Below are 16,813 nucleotides of genomic sequence, written 5' to 3'. Positions count from 1 at the left end.
CAGTCCGGGCCGCCGCTGCTTGTCTGTGTCGTAGGGCGGGGAGGGCTCGGCGGCGACCTGCGGTGCGGGCTGTTCGTGCTGGGAGGGCAAGGTGTGCCTTTCGCCGGTGCTGTCCACGGCGGGGCGCCGTCGGCCGGGCCGCGCCGTGCTTGCGCGCATCGCGTTCCCAACACGGCGCGGACCAAGCGCCGCGGATCCGGGTCCGGCCGCCGAGACATCGCGATCGGCAGGTGCGGCTCGCCGCTGACGTGGCACTTGGTGGGGCATGGAGTGGACCGGCAGGGTGATGCGGGAGGCGCGGCGGCGCGGGGCGGCCGCCGTGCGGACGGTGCGGATGGCGTGGGCGGGACCGGGCCGGGAACGGGACCTGGTGGCGCAGGCCGGCAAGGCGGCGCTGGCCGCCTGGGTGGCCTGGGCGGTCGCGGGCTGGTGGCTCGCGGCCCCCATGGCGTTCGTGGCGCCCTGGGTGGCGGTCGTCCTGGTGGAGTCGACGGTGTTCCGGTCGCTCGCCCACGGGTTGCAGCAGCTGGGGGCCATCGCGGTGGGCACGGTGGTGGCCACCGCCGTGGCGCTGCTGATGGACCACACGCTGGTCACGATGGCCCTGGTGCTGCCGACGGTGCTGCTGCTGGGCCAGTGGCAACGGCTCGGGAGCCAGGGCGTCTACGCGGCCACCGGCGCGCTCTTCGTGCTGACCGGCGGTCAGGTCACCGTCGCCGCGTCGGCCGCCCGCATCGCGGAGGCGGTCTTCGGCGCGCTGGTCGGCGTCGCGGTCAACGCGCTGATCAGGCCCCCGGTGTATCTCCGCGACACCCGCGCCGCGCTGCGGGACGCCGCCCAGGAGGCCGAGGCGATCCTGGACTCGGTGGCGGACGGGCTGGCCTCCGGTGAGTGGGAGGGGCACCAGGCGGGGGAGTGGCACGAGCGCGCACTGCGGTTGGGGCGTCTGGTCGACCAGGCCCGGCAGGCCATCGGCTGGAGCCAGGAGAGCATGCGGGTCAATCCGTGGGGACGCCGCAGGCACGCCACCGCCCCGCCCGGCAAGGCGTACGCCGACGCGTTGGCCGTGCTCGACCATGTGGCCGTCCACACCTCGGGCGTGACCCGAACGGTGTGGGAGGCAGCCGACGGCGGGGGGAAGGCAACCCGCCCGGACGCGGCGATCGCCCGGCCCTACGCGGACTTCCTGCACCGCACCGCCCGCGCCGTGAGCCTCTACGGACGGACCCGGTTCGCCCCGGGCGGCCCCGACGACGCCGGGGCGGAGGAACTCCGCGAGACGGTCGCGGAACTCCACCGCACCCTCGACGACTTCCGTGCGCGGCTGCCCGGCGCCGTCGCCGACGACCCCGACGCGCTGGTGACGTACGGGACGCTGCTGGCCCAGGCCCACCGCCTCGCCGACCAACTCGTCCAGAACTGAGGCCACGGAGTGGTCACGGCGCGAGGCCCGGTAGTTATCCGGTACTTATCCGGGTAGTAAACGGTCATTGTCGATGGATACCGCTCAACTTAGGCGTAGTTGACGGAACGTCACTACCCTTCGGATACCGCGCGTCACCGATGGGACGCCTGTCGGTCCATGTTCAGCAGGGGGGCATTTCATGGGTTCCGTTGAGCGGCCTCGCCGCGTCGTCGTCCCGCCGGGCGCGTCCGTCGCGCACGGCGCCGCCCGGACCGTCGCGCCGTACACACCGGGACCGGCCGCGACCCGGGAGCTGTTCGCCACCCGGACATCCGAACTCCTCGGCCGCCTGCGCCGGTTGGACGCCGCCGTGGACGACGCCTCGGTCCGGGACATCGCCGACTGGCTGCACGAGCAGTACGTCGGCCGGGGCGCGCCGGTGCCCGTGGGATTCGTCGCGGCCTGCCTGCTCGGCTCCCCCTACGTGGACCATCGGCTCGGGCTCGACGGGCGCATCCAGGAGCACTGCGCGGCCCACGACGTGATGCCGCCGCCGTTCGACGCCGCCCGCATGCTGGCCCGCTCGGGCGCGTACGCGTTCATCGAGGTGTACGCCGACGGGCTGGTCCTGCCCGTGCTGCCCGACGGCAGCGTCGTCAGGCCCTGAGGCGCCGCACGCCGGCACAGCAGCACGGCACCGCACCGCACGGAACGGAGACCCGCGTGAGCGAGATCAACCTCGGCCCGATCATCAGCCGCATCAAAAGCCTGGAGCGTCAACTCGACCTCTCCGTCCGCTCGCTCGGCGGTCAGATCGAGCAGGTGGACGGAGAGGTACGGGACGTCAAGGCCGTACAGGTCCAGACGAAGAACCGTCTGGACCTGCTCTACGACAGGTTCCTGGAGTTCGTCGGAAGAACCGAACGCATCGCCGCCGCCCAACGCGCGGAGGTCCGGATCGTCCAGATCAACGACGAGATCGAGCACAAGTACGGCCACCACAAGGTCGTCCGCCGCTCCGCCACCGGCATCCTCCAGGCGTTCGACACCGGGCTCGTCCAGGAGGAGACGGTCCGCCAGGTCAGCGAGGAGCTGATGATCCAGACGCCGCGCTACTGGCTCGCCCCCGCCCTGGTGGGGCTGGCCGCGTGGGCGGGCGACGACGAGGCCCTGTGCGCACGGGCCGTGGAGGAGGCGTTCCGGCGCTCCACGTCGAAGACCTCCCTGTTCTTCGCGCTGATCCTGCGCAGACAGGGACGGCAGGAGGCGTCCGTCCGCTGGCTGCGGCACTATCTGGAGGGCCAGGACCCCCGGGTCCTCGGCCGGGAGTTCCAGGTCGTCCTGGAGTGCGTCTCCCAGGGCGCCTTCGGAGCCGCGGGCCGCCAACTGCTCGGCGAGACCCTGGAGGAGTGGCGCCGGCGCCTGCTGGACGACGACGCCGTACGCACCGCCCAGGTGGGACGCTGGCGTCAGGAGATCGACTCTCTGCGGGCCCCGTCCGCCGAGGACGACTTCCCGCGCCTGGCAGACGTGTGCCCCCAGTGGCCCGTGCTGGACGACCTCCTCGCCCGCGCCCGCGCGCACGAGGCCCTCCTCGAACGCTTCCGCACCCTGATGGAGAGCGAACTCCTCCCCGCCACCAACCTGGAGGACACGGTCGACGACATCCTCGACGGCCTGGTCCGCAACTCCGACGAGGAAGAACTCCCCCTGCAACGCAAGTTGCTGCTCAACGAGGCCATCGTGCGCCACGACGGGGACGAGGAGGCCGCGCGCCAGGAGGCGGACATGCGCTCCGAGGCACTGGACGAGACCCGCAACTACCTGAGTGTGCAGTCCGTCGCCGCCCTGGACCCCGCGGCCGTGGGCGCCTCACCCGCCGCGCAGCGGATGGCCGTCGCATCGTGCCAGGAGTGGTTCGCGCAGGCGCACGCCGGATTCAGCCGCGACTACCGGGCCGCCATGCCCCCGAAGATCGAGATCTCGCTGCGCAACACCTACGGCGTCAGCCACGGCACCCAGCGCTTCAAGCTCACCACCTGGACCAAGCCGCTCACCGACGACCTGCCCGATCTGGAGGCGTCGCTGACCCGGCACTGGAGCGGCTACGTCGACCTGTACGTCAAGTCCCTCGCCTACAACTACACCTCCTCCCTCGCCCTCCTCGGTGCCACGGTCGCCGGCATCCTCATGATCTTCCTCGGCGTCCACGTCGGCTTCGCCCTCCTCGCGGCCATCGCCGTCGGAGGAATCTGGGGGATCGTCCTGTACAACCGCGCCGACGCCGCGCGCACCGCGCAGGAGAAGGCCCGCGAGCTCCTCAGCCGGCACATGTCGGAGGCCCTCACCCGGCTCCGGGGCGCCCACGCCGAGCTCACCGACTGGCAACAGCGGTACTGGGCCGCCGACTTCGTCGAGGCCGAGGCCCGCGCCTTCATCGCGTCCCTGAACACCGCCACCCACGCACCTTCCCCGTTCGAGGGCCGCGTCGCCGGCACGAGAGGAAACGACCATGAGTGACGATCTCGCCTTCTCCGCGGACGCGACGCCGCCCTGGCTCAGACCGGAGGTCCCGGAGCACCTGCGCCCGCTCGCCGCGCCCCCCAGGCCGGACCGGCCCCCCGCCGTCCCCGACCAGCGCGACACGGACGCGGCACCGCCGCCCGCGTCCACCACCCCGCCCGCCGCACCTGCCCCCTGGGCCTCGGCGCCGGCGCACCCGCCGGGGCAGCCCGCACCGGAACCCGTCACCCGGCGGCTGCGGCGGACCGTGACCGACCTCCCGGCCTGGGAGCCCCTGCCGCCCGGCGAACAGCTCGTACGCCGGCCCTCGAGGGACCTGTGAACGGGGCCCGGTGGGGCGGTGACAGCGCCTACCGGAGCTGGGCCCGGACCCTGGACGAGTGGGCCGACGGCGCCCGCACCGACCCCCTCGACCTGCCCGCGCTGTCGCCGGACGACCTGCCCGCCGACACGTGGCAGCGGCTGCTGACCCGTATCGCCTCCGCCGTCGACCGGCGCCTCCAGGCCGGACTGGACCTGATGGTGCGTGAGGTGAACGACGCGGCCGACGAGTTCTCCGTCGGCCGGGCCCTCACCCGCGGCCGTGACGTGCTGCGCTCCGTCCGCTCCGTCGTCACCCACCCGAGCCTGCCCGCCGACTTCCGCGCCCGCATGGCGACCCTCATGGACGAGCACACCCGCCTGCTCCAGGAGGAACTCGAACGGGGCGTGGGGGCGCTGCTCGCCGAGGGCGCCGACCCGCACGCCGTCGAGACCCGGCGCCGTACCCTGCGCGACAACCCCCTCACCGCCGTGCTGTCCGAACCCGCCGCCCCGCCCCCGGCCGGCTGGTACGAGCCCACCGGCCGACGGCGCATCGTCACCCCCGACTGACGGCAACGGCACTCCGGAGAGCCCACCATGTCGAACTACTCCGACAGCAAGCGTGACCTGGACCACTACCTCACCGCGCGGGTGCCCGTCGTCGGACTGCGCACCATCGAACAGGCCCGTGCCCTGCGCATGCTCAAAGAGGTGGCGACCCAACCACGGCGCGCCAACCAGCAGTTCTGGATCCACACCAGAGCCACCGGACTGCGCGACCTGCGGTCGGGAGCGGCCGTCCTCGACGACCGTTCGCTGACCGGCGCCATGGACTTCGCCGCCGCCCAGTTCGCCGCCCGCCCCCACGCCACCCTCGTCCTGGTCGACCCCGGGGAGCTGGAGTCCGACACCCCCTTCACCCGCAACGTCGCCGAACTGGCGAGGATCGCCGACACCCACGCCGGATGCGTCGTCCTCATCACGGACAACCCGATCTGGAGCGGTCTGCAACGACTCGGCATGAGCCTCCAGCTGGACCTGCCGAACGCCGACGAGATGTACGCGACCATCAGCGCGTTCCTCACCGACCACCGGGGCGTGGTCTCCATCGCCTGGACCGAGCACGACGCCCGCAGGGCCGCCGAGTTCCTCCAGGGAGTCACCGAGGGCGAGGCGGTGAACCTCATGGCCACGCTCATCGCCAAGGGGTCCGTGGAGGCCGCCGACGTCCTGACCCTCGCCAGCTCCAAGGACCGCATCTTCAACAACCTCGCCGGACTCGAACGCCTTGCTCTCAAGGACGTCGACTACTCCGTCGGCGGCCTCACCAACCTGCGCGGCTGGCTGGACCGCAAACACCGGCTCATCCACACGGACCTGCGCGGCACCCAACTGCGCCCGCCGCGCGGTGTCCTGCTCGTCGGTGTCCCCGGCTGCGGCAAGTCCCTGTCGGCGAAGGCCATCGCCCAGCAGTGGCGACTGCCGCTCTACCGGCTGGACATGGCCAGCATCCACGGCCGCTACCTGGGCGAGTCCGAGGGACGGATGCGGGAGGCGCTGGACGCCGCCGACCGGGTCGCCCCCTGCATCCTGTGGATCGACGAGATCGAGAAGGGGCTGGCCGGCAGCCACGACAGCTCCGGCGTCCAGCAGCGCATCATCGGGCAGTTCCTGTTCTGGCTCCAGGAGTCGGACTCCCGGGTCTTCGTCGTCGCCACCGCCAACGACGTCCGCAGCCTGCCGCCCGAACTGCTGCGCAAGGGACGCTTCGACGAACTGTTCTTCGTGGACCTGCCGGACGACCAGGACCGCAGGGAGATCATCACCCTCTACTACCGGCGCTACGTCAAGGCCGAACCCCACCCGGACCAGGTCGACCGGCTCGTCGAGCTCTCCGAGGGCTTCGCGGGCTCCGACATCGAGTCCGCCCTCCACGACGTCGGCGCCGAGGTCCTGCTCGGCGGCGGGGTGGAGCGGCTCGACCCGTCGTTCGTCGAGGAGACGTTCGCCAACACGGCCCCCCTCAGCCGCAGCAACCCCGAACAGATCGAGGAGATCCGCGCCTGGGGCCGGGAGCGCGCGGTACCCGCCGGACGGTCCGGCCTCGCCGCCACCACCCCCGGCGCGGGCACCCCGCGCAGGGTGGTCGTCCTCGGCGACACCTGAGAGGGGCGACACCCGAGATGGGGGAGGCGTGGGTGGCCCTGGCGGTGGCCACGGTCGGCGTCGTGGGCACACTGGGCGCCGCGCTGCTGACGCAGAGCAGGGCCGACCGCACCAAACGCCTGGAACTGCAGGCGCTGGCCCGGCAACAGGGCGAGGAGCGCGAACACGCCGAAAGACTGCGCCGGGCCGAGCTGTCCGCGGCCCAGGTACGTGAACGGCACGAACTGCGGCGGGCCTGTTGCGTCGCCCTCAACACCGCCGCCCGGCAGTACCAGACCGCCCAGGTCAACCTGTGGCACGCCCTGCGGGACGACAGCGGGGTGGACGACTGCGCGGACCGGTTGGACGAACGCCGCGTCGCCCACCGCGAGGCCTACGCCGAGGCGCAGTTGATCCTGCCGACCCCCGTGCTGGTCTCCGCGGGCGCCGCGAGCAGACAGCTCAACAGCGGATACGGCACGCTCCGCAAGCTCGTCGCCGCCGTGCCCGTGGACGCCGCGACCCTGGACGCGTTCGACCCGGAGGTGCGCAAGGCGTGGGCGCTGCTGGCGGACATGCGCCAGGAGATGCGCCGGGACCTGGGCGTCGACGACGTCGGCGCGTGACGTCCCGCCTCACTGCCCGTGGTGCGTGAACGACGCCCAGATCTCCAACTCGTCCAGCGGTCCGTGCGAGGTGTCCTCCAACAGCGCCTCGCACCCGGCCAGTTCGGGAGGCAGAACGCGGCCGGGGTCCAGCATCCACAGCTGGGCCGCCCGCAGCGCGTCCCGGGGCGGCGTGCCCTGCCGCATGTGGTGGTGGACGAGGAGCACCAGCAGCGTGGTCCGGGGGTCGTCCGCGACGGCCCAGCGGGAGCCGACGACCGCCGTGGCGCCCGCGCCGAGGAAGGCCGTCGCCAGGGTGAGGGCCTCGTCGTGGTCGCTGAGGGTCAGATCGCTCGTGCAGTTGGCGAGCAGGACCGTACCACCGGGCATCCCGGGATCGCGGCCCGCGGCGCCCGTCAGCAGATCCTGCACCGAGACCGTGTGCGTGGCGTCCAGTTTGAGGACGGAGTCGTTGGAGGTCGCGCCGGTGTCCGCGTGACAGTTGACGTGCAGCAGCGCGGTCGGCGAGGTGCCCCGGCCGGGCAGGAACGGTTCGAGCGACCGGGGCTCCGGCGGCAGCGCCCCGCCGGCGCCCGCGACGCCCGTCCCGCCGATCACGGTGACCCGGGGATGGAGGGCGGCGACGAGCGTCGCCTCCCGGTGCATGGTGGGCGAGCCGTCCGGGTCCACGACGACGGCCACGGCACCCTCGCCCAGGACGGCCGTGGGGCGGGTGGCCACCTCGATGAGCTGACGGGCACTGGCGCAGTACGAGACGACAGCCCGCGCGCACGCGTGATCGGTCCTCGCGGCCTCCGGCCCGGCCGGCGCCGACGGCGCGGGCACCGGGCAGCGCGCCGCGTGCCAGGGGACGATGCCGAGCGGGCCCACGGGCGCGAGGACGATCCGTGGAACCCGGCCGGGCCACCAGGACTCGGCGGCCGCCAGGAGGGGCCCCATGGCGACCTCACCGGCCCACGAGCACAGCCGCTCCAGCGCCGACCGCCACCTCCCCTCCAGCAGAAGCAGAGCCCGCCGACTGCGCTCGCGCATGACCAGCGGGGCGTGCGGGCCGGGCGGTTCCCGACGGCCCTCCTCCTGGAAGGCCTGCAGCGCGGCGTCGTACGCGCCGACCGGGCCGGTGGACAGCGAGGTCAGCCCGGGCAGTCGCAGCGAACGGACCGCACCCGTGGCCGTCACGATCACCGCATGGCCGCCCGCCCCGTCCTCGCCGGGCACGAGATAGGCGAGCGCGTCGGTCCCCAGCCGGCGCAGCGTGCGCCCCAGCACCCCCGGCGAGGGCGCGGACAGCAGCCGCTTCTCGGCGGCGCTGCCCGCCAGCGCCTCCAGCACACGGCGCCGCAGATCGTCGGGCACCTCGCTCAGTCGGCCGCCGTCGTCGGCGGCCCGTACCCAGGCATCGGCCAGCTCGGCATGACCGGCGTCGCGCAGCAGATCGGGGACGGTGACGTTCATCGTCGCCGCGTTCAGCACCAGCCCGCGGCCGAGTTCGAGCGCCTCGAACGCCGCCTCGGGCAGCTGGTCGGCAAGGCTCCAGCGGACCAGCCGCAGCATGTCCGGTGCGATGGCCCGCGCGGCTTCGAGCCCGTAGTCCGCGCCCGACTGCAGCAGCACGGAGCGGCCGTACGCGGTCAGGGCCGATCTGCCCGTCTCGCGGGCCTGCCGCCGGTGTTCGGCGTCCTGCGGGCCGAAGGCGCGGTGGGCGAGCGCGATGGTCCGGAGCAACGCGATGGCGAAGGGGTCGCCCGGGCTCGCGTTGAGCACCACCCACGCCTCACGCAGGACGGCGACCGCCTCCTCCAGCTCCTCGCGCCGTCCCGACTCCAGGTACCGGGTGAGCAGCAGCGTGCCCAGCCCGTACAGACACCGCCCGCGCGACCCGTGGAACTCGTGCGGGCCCTCCTCCGCCGCGCCCCTCAGCAGGGCGATGCCCTGACCGAGAGCGTCGAGCCGGCCGGGCACCGCCGCCGGCCGCCCCTCGGCGACCGTGTGCCGCGCCAGGGCCGCCGCCGCGCGCAGACGCAGCGCGGGGCGGTGCGGACTCCCTGCCGGGCAGGTCGTCGCGGCCTCGACGAGCGCGCCGACTTCGGCCCCGACGGCCTCGGCGTCCCCCGCCTCGCGCGCCTCGCGCAGGGCGTGCGCCGCCAGTTCCGTACGGACGGCCGGCACCCGGGGATGGTCCGGCGGCAGCGTGCGCCCGGCCTCCTGCCAGGCCCGCACGGCGTCGGCCGCCAGCTTCGGGGAGGGGCGCCGGCGGGCACGCGCGAGCAGCAGCCACGCCGTTCCCGCGGCGGCCAGCAGCTCGGCCCGGAAGGGGGCGTGGCCCGTCGGCTCCGGGGCGCGGAAGAGGTGCGGCGGGACCCGAGGGTCGCCCGCCTCGGCCAACACGGTGTGCAGCGGCGGGCGGACGACGTGCTCCGGCGTGCGGTCGAGCAGCACGTCGTACTCGTGGACGGCGGCGTCCAGATCGGCGTGGTCGCCCAGCAGGACGTGCCGGTCGAGGAGGAGACCGGCCAGGAACTCGGCACACCGGTCGGTGAGCGCCGTGGTGGCCGGGGCGGGGAGTGCCGTGGTGGTCGACGCGGGCAGTGCCGTGGCGGTCGAGGTGGCGAGTGCCTGCCTGACGAGCGTGATCGCCGTCGTCAGGTCCTTGCCGTCGCGTTCCCGGAGCCAGCGGCGGTAGTGCGTCAGGGCCCGTGCGGCGGCCACGGCCGCGCTCGCCGGGGTGTCGTCGCCGGCCAGGATCTCGACGACCCGGCCCGACGGAAGGGCGAACGGGTCCGGTGTGCCGTCCCCGAGCAGCACGGTCGCGGCCGGGTCGATCGGGGGCGGGGTGAGCACGTCCTCGTCGCTCTGTGGCTCCGACGGGGCGGGACCAGGTGGGGACGCGGGGCTCTCCGGCCGGGTCCCCGGCGGCCGGCCCGGCCGCTCCTGACCCGCGGCCGCCGGGAACAACGTACGCAGCAGCGCCTGGAAGTCGGTGACCGCGCCCTGGCGCAACGCCTCGTCGATCAGCCCGCGTGTCGTGGAGCCCGGCGGGAGCAGGGCGCGGGCCTGACGGAGGGTCGCCGTGGTGGTGGCCCGGTCCGTGAGGGTGGCTTCTCCCGTCCGGTCGAGGACGAGCCCCAGGGTGCCGGCGATGGCCAGCATGATGGCCTTCATCCCCCAGGCCTCGGGTTCCAGCAGCGGGGCGGACCGCCGCAACCGGTCCGACCACGCACGGCAGTTCGCCGCCGCAGGCATCCCGCCGGGTGACCGCAGGATGCCCACCATGACGGAGAGGAAGACGAAGTACGGCTCCTGTTCCGCGTCGGCGGGGTCCAACAGCCCGGCGAGCAGCTGCAGATCGTCCTCGACGGTGGGGAACCCGCTGACGTCGGGAACCGGTCGATCGGGGTCCTGCGGCGCGGTGAACGGGTCCGTGTACCAGACGCGGTAGACCATCGCGGTGCGGAAGGAGCCGTAGAGGTCCTCGTCACGGAACTGGCTGTCGGCCGGGGCGCGTTCGAGGACCACGCGCAGGATCCGCAGGGCGTCGCGGAGGGACGCGTGCCGGACCTCGGGCAGCGTGCAGGCGAAGTCCAGCAGCAGGGCGACGCCCAGCACGCACTGGGCGCCCAGATGGAGTTCGTCCTCGTGGTGATAGAGACCGGTCGCCGTGCGCAGCAGGTCGATGGCCTCCCGGAGGTCCGCCATCATGCGGGGCTCGGCACGGGCCGGTGACAGGGCCGGGTCGGCGGTGCCGGTCCGGAGCGCGCCGTGGGACAGGTCGTACATGTACGGGGAGCCACGGTCGATCGCCCGCTGGTTCAGGGTGATCGCGGTCTTGAGGACGAGTTCGGCCCGGTCGGTGTCGTCGGGCCCGATGAGGGAGGCGAGTTCACGTGCGCGGGCGGCGAGACGGTCGACGCCGTCGCCGTCCAGCAGTCCGTTCGACAGCTCGATCCAGAGCAGGTCGACGATCGCCGCCAGACACGCCACCCGTTCCTCGCCGGCCTCCGGGAGCCGGGTCAGCGCCTCTTCCCACAGGGTCTCTGCCTCGGCACGGTCGTCGGCCGGGGCGGGGTCGTCGGGGTGCTGGGCCTCGCGGTTGCGTTCGGACCGGTCCGCCAGGGCCAGCCCCAGGTTCGTGGCGACCCGGTGGGCCGCCTCACGCGGCAGCGCGGGATGGGTGAGGGCGGTCCGGTACCAGTTCACGGCCATCGCCTGGGCCCGCTGCCCGGAGTCGTACTGCATCAGCGCGTCACACACGTCCGCGCCCAGCTCGGCCGCGTCGGCTCCGTCCGGGCCGGGGTCCGTCACGAGGGGCCGCAGCACGTCCAGTACGGCACCGAACTCCGCGGCGGCCTCCGGGGACCGGAGTCCGGGGCGGTCCTCCTGTTCGTAGCGGTCGTACAGATCGAGCGAGGACAGCAGCGCGAGGTCGAAGGCCACGGTGGGGCGCAGGTCCGGGTCGAGGTCGTCGGAGGCGTGCGCCGCCCTCAGGTGTACGACGGCGGCGCGGCGGTCCGCGAGCCGTTCCGGGGTGGCGTGTTCGGGGCAGCGGCAGCGGTCCGACAGGACCAGGCCCAGCACCGCCCGGCACAGGGTGGCGGCCGGTACGTGGCGCTCGTCCGGTCCGCCGAGGATCGGGCCGAGCAGGTCGACGACCCGGTCGGCGTCGGCCGACCGCCGGGGGCCGGCCTCGCTCGTGCGCCAGCGTTCCGCCAGGTCGAGGGCGAGTTCGCAGCGGACGAGCACCAGATCGCCGTGGTCGGGCGGGGTGCCGGGCCCGGTGGAGTGGTACGCCTCGGTGGCCAGGGAATGCGCGCGGTCCAGGCGGGCGATCGTGTCGTCCAGGTCCGAGGGTGCCTGTCCGTGCGTGTAGCGGAGCCGGGCCGCGTCGGCGGACATCCCGAGCAGCAGCCGGAGTTCGTCCGGGCCGGTGGGGGAGCCGGACAACCGCGTCAGGTTCCACTCGGCCTCGTCGAGCAGGTCCACGACGTCTCCCCGGTCCCCCTGCTCCAGGGCGTCCTCGGCCGCTTCGAGGAGCTGGACGACGAGGTCGATCCGAGCGAAACGATCGGGCATCCCGGAATCCCCGGAGTGATCATCGATTCCCTGATTCTCGGTGTACACGAAATCCCCCTGCCCGTTTCGGGGAATGCTCCCCGTACGGCTCCCGAATTGCCAATCGGATCGTAGCTCACTAGCGTACGGCCGCATCCGGATTCCGGATTCCAGGAGGGGAAAGAATGGACGAGTACGAGCAGCAACTAATCGCCGCGCTCGTGTCGGAACCACAGTCGATCCGGGAAAAACTCTCCCCGGAGGACCGGGAACAACTCGACGTCCTGCTGGACCTCGTCGCCGAGGGCGGCAGCGAGGAACGGCTACGGGGGATCACCCGCGCCCTCGCCGCCCATCTGCGCGCGGCCCTGCCGGGGGACGAAGGGCGGGCCGTGAGCCGCCGTTACACCTCTGCTTCGCTCGCCCGACGGCCGCCGCACGACGTGCTCCTGGCTCGCTTCGCACCGGGCGGGACAGGAGTGCCGGGCGGGACGGGAGCGCCGAGCAGGACGGGAGCGCCTGGCGTGCCGGGTGGTGGCATGGACGGGGGGCGAGCAGACGTCGGCACACCGGCACCCGCCGTGCGCTGGACCTCCGCGCGTGAACGGCTCCTGGCCGAGCCCGCCCTGACGGAGACGGACCTGACGGAACTCTTCGGCGTCGCGGCCGACCAGCCCGGACTGATCAGACTGCGCGCGTCCGCCGGGCCCGAGCAGCTGCCGGCGTTCCAGTTCGACGCCGAGGGCCGCCCTCGACCGCTGGTGCTCGCCATCAACGCGATGCTGGGGGCGGCGGCGGACCCGTGGGGGGTGGCCGACTGGTGGCTGGGCCCCAATCCGTGGCTGGACGCCGTGCCGGCGACCCTGCTCGGCACGGGGCTGGACGATCAACTGCTCGCCGCCGCGAGCGTGGTGGGGGAGGACGACTGACATGGCTCGTGGAGCGAAACTGCCCGAGAAGGGCACGGCGAACGCGCGGAAGGTGGTCCGCCGGGCGGGCGAGGTCTTCCACCGGGTGCACTCGCGGCGCCGCCGGGCGCACCACTTCAATCCGGAGCCGCAGGACCACCACTTCGGCGGCGGTCGCTTCGACAGCACTCCGAACGATTCCTACGCGTACCTGTACGCGGCCCCCAAACCCGAGACGGCGATCATCGAGAGGTTCGTCCGCACCCTGCGCTTCGACGGGCAGGGCAACCACCGGGTCCTGCCGCTGAAGGAACTGGAGGGCAGGCTGCTGTCCCAGGTGCGGCTCACCCGGGACGTCGAACTGGTCTCCCTGTGCAGCATCGTCCACCTCAACGCCGTGCAGCAGAGCGACTGGTGGCTGGTGGAGTCCGAGCCCACGGAGTACGCGTTCACCCGGCGCTGGGGGCACTGGCTGCGCGCCGAGGCGGACTGGGCGGACGGCTTCGTCTGGCGGTCGCGGCTGGACGGCCCCAACGAGTCCCTGGTCCTCTTCGGTGCCGCCGCCGAGAACGACCTGCTGACGGAGACGGACGAGCCGCCGAGGGTCCTCGACGACGAGGACGGCCTGCGGTGGCTGGCCGCGACCTTGGAGGACTACCGGGTCGAGATCGGGACGGTCGACCCCGCGCCGGGCATCGGCTCCTGACACCCGCCCCGCCCCGGCCCCGTACGCCCCCGCCCGGGCGCTTTCCGGGCGGGAACCGGTAGCTTTCCGGATTTCCCCGGAGGATCGGCCGAAGGGGGTTCCGGCACCCGTGGCACCCGTGCATACTTCTGATCGAAAGGCCGCAGTGAGAACACGGGGAATGACGGGGGAAAGTCGGGGGAATGCGGCAGGAATAGAGCACGGTATTCGAGATTCCCGGGCGAGAGGATTCGAATACCGTGCTCCCTCGTGATTCAGGGACGCCTGTCGCTCAGCACGTCGAACACCGCACGGGCGCTCACCGGATTGCGCGTCACCAGGTGCACCGACCAGTCGGGATCGGCCTTGAGCACCTGCTCCAGCGTTCCGACGACGGTCTCGGCGCTGGTCCGCGCGTCGAGCCCGCCCCGGCCGGCCCCGAGCAGGGGCAGGGCGACGGACCTCAGCGGGACCCGGCCCGCACGGCGTTCCGCCGCCGCCAGCTCGAACACGCGCCGTACGGCCACCGCGACGGCATCGGGCGCGGTCTCGTAGCCGTCGCCCGTCGCCGAGGGCGTGGCGACCGCGGCGTGGAGGATCCGCCGCACCCCCTGCGCCGCCAGGGCCCCCGGTGAGGTGACGGCCACCGTGCCCGCCGCCACGGGTAACCCGGGAACCCCGAACTTCCGCATCCAGGCCGCGAGTTGCCGGGCTATCACGTCGTCCGTGATGCGGCCGACGGAGTCCTTGGCGGCACCGGCCCGCCGCAGACTGCCGGAGACCGTGCGGCGGAACGTCTTGGACATCTCGAAGTAGATGTTCTCCGAGGAGACCAGGACGTCCACGCCGGTGACGAGTTCGATGGGCGCCACATGCACGGTGAGCAGCACGTCCCCGTGAGGGAAGGCGGTCCGCACCACATGGCGTCCCGCCCGGACGGGAACGACGGCGTCCACGGGCGGCGCCGCGCAGGCACCCCTGGAGGAACCCTCCCGGGAAACCGGCGGGGGCGTGGTGTCGGGGCCCTCCCCGTTCAGCAGCGCCCGCGCGACCTGCTGGAGCATCAGCTTCTCCTGATGCTTGCGGAACCGTTCCGCGCCGACCCGGTAGACGTGCGCCGCCCGCTCCCGGCGTTCCTTGCCCGACAGGTCGCGGGTGCCGGGGGCGAAACCGAACGAGTGCAGGGCCGCGTCGCGCAGCAGAGCCCCGTCGAGGCCCAGCACCACGGTGTGCAGCAGTCGCTCGACGGCCTCCGGTGCCACGTGGACGCCCGGTGCGGATGTCTCCGCACCGGGCGTCCTGGCCGCGACGCAGGCGTACAGGGCCTCCAGCTTCGCCTCGTGCAGCCGCAGCAGACCCAGTGCCCGGACCCGGCCCAGTTCGTCGACCAGCTTGTGCGGCACCGTGGGGACGTCGGGGCCGGCCTGCTCCTGCTCATCGGTCACCGCTCAAGAATGGGCAGGGTGCCCGTGCCGGGCAAGCGGTTTGGGACGATCGGGAGAAAAGGGTCCAGACGTTCGAATCCGGCTAGGGCCTGTTGCGAAAGTGCTGGTCACAGCCACTCGTTAATGGCTGCGACCAGCACGGTCGCTTTGGGGCGGGACGGAAAGAGAAGGGTGGGTGCGCCGATCTTCACCATATTCGCGGACGTAGCCGCCCGCGCACGAGCCGAGGCCAGGCGCCTCCTGCAGCCTCAGCCGCCAGTCCGCACGCCCTATCAGCGCAATGCGACCGGATGATTACTTTATGTTTCCAGTGCGCTGCTTCACCGTACGGAAGGGCTGCCATGCTCTCGAACTCGCCATCACACGCCGTCCCGCTCCACCGGTCCTACAGCGCGGCACAAACCGACCACTTCTACACGGCCGACGTCCACGAGCACAACAATGCGGTCAACAATCTCGGCTACTCGCCCGAAGGCGTCGCAGCGAAGGTGTTGAAGCTGCCGGACCCGGGCACCGTGCCCTTCTACCGGCTTTACAGCGCAAGCGGAGGCGATCACTTCTACACCACCAGCACCGACGAGGTGAACAACGCCGCGAAGAACCTCGGCTACGCCCTTGAGGGCATCGCGGGCTACGTCTATCCGTCGGAGCATGATGGCGCGGTCCCATTCCACCGGCTGTACCAGCCGACCCTCATCGATCACTTCTACACCACCAGCGTCACCGAGCGAGACAACGCCGTGAACAACCTCGGCTACCAAGGAGAAGGCGTTGCCGCGTACGTCCTTCCCGCCTAGGGCCTGCTGCGAAAGTGCTGGTCACAGCCACTCGTTAATGGCTGCGACCAGCACGGTCGCTTCGAAGCGGACGGCGAGTTTGTCGTAACGAGTGGCGACGGCCCGGTGGCGCTTGAGACGGTTGATCCCGCACTCGACAGCGTGCCGCTGCTTGTAGTCGTCCTTGTCGAACGTCGGCGGCCGCCCACCGCGCGATCCGCGCTTGAGGCGGTTGCGGACACGGTCCGCCGGGACCGGGATGGTGGCCTTGATCCCGCGTCTGCGCAGGTAGGAGCGGTTACCGCGGGAGTCGTACGCCTTGTCGGCCCGGACCCGGTTGGGACGCTTGCGCGGCCTGCCGAGCCCCAGCCTCGGGACCCGGATGGCTTCCAGGACCGCTTCGAACTGCGGGGAATCGCCCCGCTGCCCGGCCGTGATCACGACGGACAAGGGCTTTTGCCCCTGCTCGACCGCGAGGTGGATCTTGCTAGTCAGTCCGCCTCGGGATCGTCCGAGTGCGTGGTCGGCCGGCTCGACGAAGACGCCGCCGGGCGGTTCCTTCTGGAGATCCCCCTTTTCGCCGCTCCGGCGGCGTGCTGGTGGGCCCGGCAGACGGTGGAGTCGACGTTCACGTCCCAGGTGATCAGGCCCTTGGCGTCCGCCTCGGCCTGAAGCTGGGCGAGGATCCTCGCCCAGGTCCCGTCCCGCTGCCAGCGCCGGAACAGGTCGTAGACCCGGTCCCACGGTCCATAGCGTTCCGGCACGTCGCGCCAGGGGGCGCCGGTCCGGGTCCGCCACCGTATGCCGTCTATGAGCTGCCGCCGCGTCCACACCTGCGGACGACCTGGCTTGATGCCCAGCGGCAACAACGACTCCAGCCGGGCCCACTGGCCGTTCGTCAGATCCCCACGTCCCACAGGACGTGATCATCAACGAACAAGATCCACT

General features: G+C 72.5%; 13 protein-coding genes. 10 read left to right on the top strand and 3 right to left on the bottom strand.

Annotated elements, in window-relative coordinates:
- Positions 1-265 precede the first annotated feature (265 nt).
- The 7 genes from L3078_RS06005 (at position 266) to L3078_RS05975 (ending at position 7,002) form a co-directional block, all read left to right on the top strand.
- On the top strand, positions 266-1,423 hold the full coding sequence (locus L3078_RS06005) for an FUSC family protein (protein ID WP_239751564.1): 1,158 nt from the start codon (positions 266-268) through the stop codon (positions 1,421-1,423).
- 181 nt (positions 1,424-1,604) lie between these two features.
- Positions 1,605-2,072, top strand: a complete 468-nt coding sequence (locus tag L3078_RS06000; protein ID WP_239751561.1) for a hypothetical protein — start codon at positions 1,605-1,607, stop codon at positions 2,070-2,072.
- A gap of 56 nt (positions 2,073-2,128) precedes the next feature.
- The gene (locus L3078_RS05995) at positions 2,129-3,925 is read left to right on the top strand and encodes a hypothetical protein (protein ID WP_239751558.1); all 1,797 of its coding nucleotides are present in this window, start codon (positions 2,129-2,131) and stop codon (positions 3,923-3,925) included.
- A complete protein-coding gene (locus tag L3078_RS05990) occupies positions 3,918-4,250 on the top strand; it encodes a hypothetical protein (protein WP_239751555.1) in 333 nt (110 codons plus the stop codon). The genes L3078_RS05995 and L3078_RS05990 overlap by 8 nt, the downstream gene beginning before the upstream one ends.
- Positions 4,247-4,801, top strand: coding sequence for a hypothetical protein (locus tag L3078_RS05985; RefSeq protein ID WP_239751553.1), 555 nt, complete (start codon positions 4,247-4,249; stop codon positions 4,799-4,801). The genes L3078_RS05990 and L3078_RS05985 overlap by 4 nt, the downstream gene beginning before the upstream one ends.
- 27 nt (positions 4,802-4,828) lie before the next feature.
- On the top strand, positions 4,829-6,397 hold the full coding sequence (locus tag L3078_RS05980; protein ID WP_239751552.1) for an AAA family ATPase: 1,569 nt from the start codon (positions 4,829-4,831) through the stop codon (positions 6,395-6,397).
- Positions 6,398-6,414: 17 nt separating this feature from the next.
- A complete protein-coding gene (locus tag L3078_RS05975) occupies positions 6,415-7,002 on the top strand; it encodes a hypothetical protein (RefSeq protein ID WP_239751549.1) in 588 nt (195 codons plus the stop codon).
- 9 nt (positions 7,003-7,011) lie between these two features.
- Here L3078_RS05975 and L3078_RS05970 read toward each other — a convergent pair whose 3' ends face one another.
- Positions 7,012-12,072, bottom strand: a complete 5,061-nt coding sequence (locus L3078_RS05970; RefSeq protein ID WP_239751547.1) for a CHAT domain-containing protein — start codon at positions 12,070-12,072, stop codon at positions 7,012-7,014.
- Positions 12,073-12,236: 164 nt separating this feature from the next.
- Here L3078_RS05970 and L3078_RS05965 point away from each other — a divergent pair, with 164 nt between their 5' ends.
- Together L3078_RS05965 and L3078_RS05960 are read left to right on the top strand one after the other, a co-directional pair.
- The gene (locus L3078_RS05965) at positions 12,237-12,980 is read left to right on the top strand and encodes a DUF3168 domain-containing protein (protein ID WP_239751545.1); all 744 of its coding nucleotides are present in this window, start codon (positions 12,237-12,239) and stop codon (positions 12,978-12,980) included.
- 1 nt (position 12,981) lies between these two features.
- A complete protein-coding gene (locus tag L3078_RS05960; RefSeq protein ID WP_239751542.1) occupies positions 12,982-13,665 on the top strand; it encodes an RES family NAD+ phosphorylase in 684 nt (227 codons plus the stop codon).
- A 254-nt stretch (positions 13,666-13,919) separates the two neighbouring features.
- On the opposite strand, the gene L3078_RS05955 is transcribed toward L3078_RS05960, so the two are convergent.
- Positions 13,920-15,089 carry a macro domain-containing protein gene (locus L3078_RS05955; protein WP_239751540.1) on the bottom strand — a complete coding sequence of 390 codons (1,170 nt, stop codon included), beginning with the start codon at positions 15,087-15,089 and terminating at the stop codon, positions 13,920-13,922.
- Positions 15,090-15,430: 341 nt separating this feature from the next.
- Between L3078_RS05955 and L3078_RS05950 the strand changes: the two genes are divergently transcribed.
- Positions 15,431-15,886, top strand: coding sequence for a hypothetical protein (locus tag L3078_RS05950; protein ID WP_239751538.1), 456 nt, complete (start codon positions 15,431-15,433; stop codon positions 15,884-15,886).
- A gap of 21 nt (positions 15,887-15,907) precedes the next feature.
- Here L3078_RS05950 and L3078_RS05945 read toward each other — a convergent pair.
- Positions 15,908-16,782, bottom strand: a protein-coding gene (locus L3078_RS05945; RefSeq protein WP_275593127.1) for an IS5 family transposase whose coding sequence is annotated in 2 segments (ribosomal slippage) — positions 15,908-16,389 and positions 16,389-16,782 — 876 coding nt in all. Because the reading frame shifts where the segments join, the coding sequence is not laid out codon by codon here.
- Positions 16,783-16,813 lie beyond the last annotated feature (31 nt).

The organism is Streptomyces deccanensis (assembly GCF_022385335.1).
In the GTDB taxonomy this organism is placed as follows: Bacteria; Actinomycetota; Actinomycetes; order Streptomycetales; family Streptomycetaceae; genus Streptomyces; species Streptomyces deccanensis.
The sequence above is the reverse complement of the archived record's forward strand: the minus strand, read 5'-3'. Positions and strand labels throughout refer to the sequence as shown.

Bases quoted from the DNA above. Each gene is read 5' to 3' on its own strand.
- L3078_RS05975 (WP_239751549.1), top strand. From the start codon at position 6,415: ATGGGGGAGGCGTGGGTGGCCCTGGCGGTGGCCACGGTCGGCGTCGTG.
- L3078_RS05990 (WP_239751555.1), top strand. From the start codon at position 3,918: ATGAGTGACGATCTCGCCTTCTCCGCGGACGCGACGCCGCCCTGGCTC.
- L3078_RS05960 (WP_239751542.1), top strand. From the start codon at position 12,982: ATGGCTCGTGGAGCGAAACTGCCCGAGAAGGGCACGGCGAACGCGCGG.
- L3078_RS05965 (WP_239751545.1), top strand. From the start codon at position 12,237: ATGGACGAGTACGAGCAGCAACTAATCGCCGCGCTCGTGTCGGAACCA.
- L3078_RS06005 (WP_239751564.1), top strand. From the start codon at position 266: ATGGAGTGGACCGGCAGGGTGATGCGGGAGGCGCGGCGGCGCGGGGCG.
- L3078_RS05980 (WP_239751552.1), top strand. From the start codon at position 4,829: ATGTCGAACTACTCCGACAGCAAGCGTGACCTGGACCACTACCTCACC.
- L3078_RS05970 (WP_239751547.1), bottom strand. From the start codon at position 12,072: ATGCCCGATCGTTTCGCTCGGATCGACCTCGTCGTCCAGCTCCTCGAA.
- L3078_RS05950 (WP_239751538.1), top strand. From the start codon at position 15,431: ATGCTCTCGAACTCGCCATCACACGCCGTCCCGCTCCACCGGTCCTAC.
- L3078_RS06000 (WP_239751561.1), top strand. From the start codon at position 1,605: ATGGGTTCCGTTGAGCGGCCTCGCCGCGTCGTCGTCCCGCCGGGCGCG.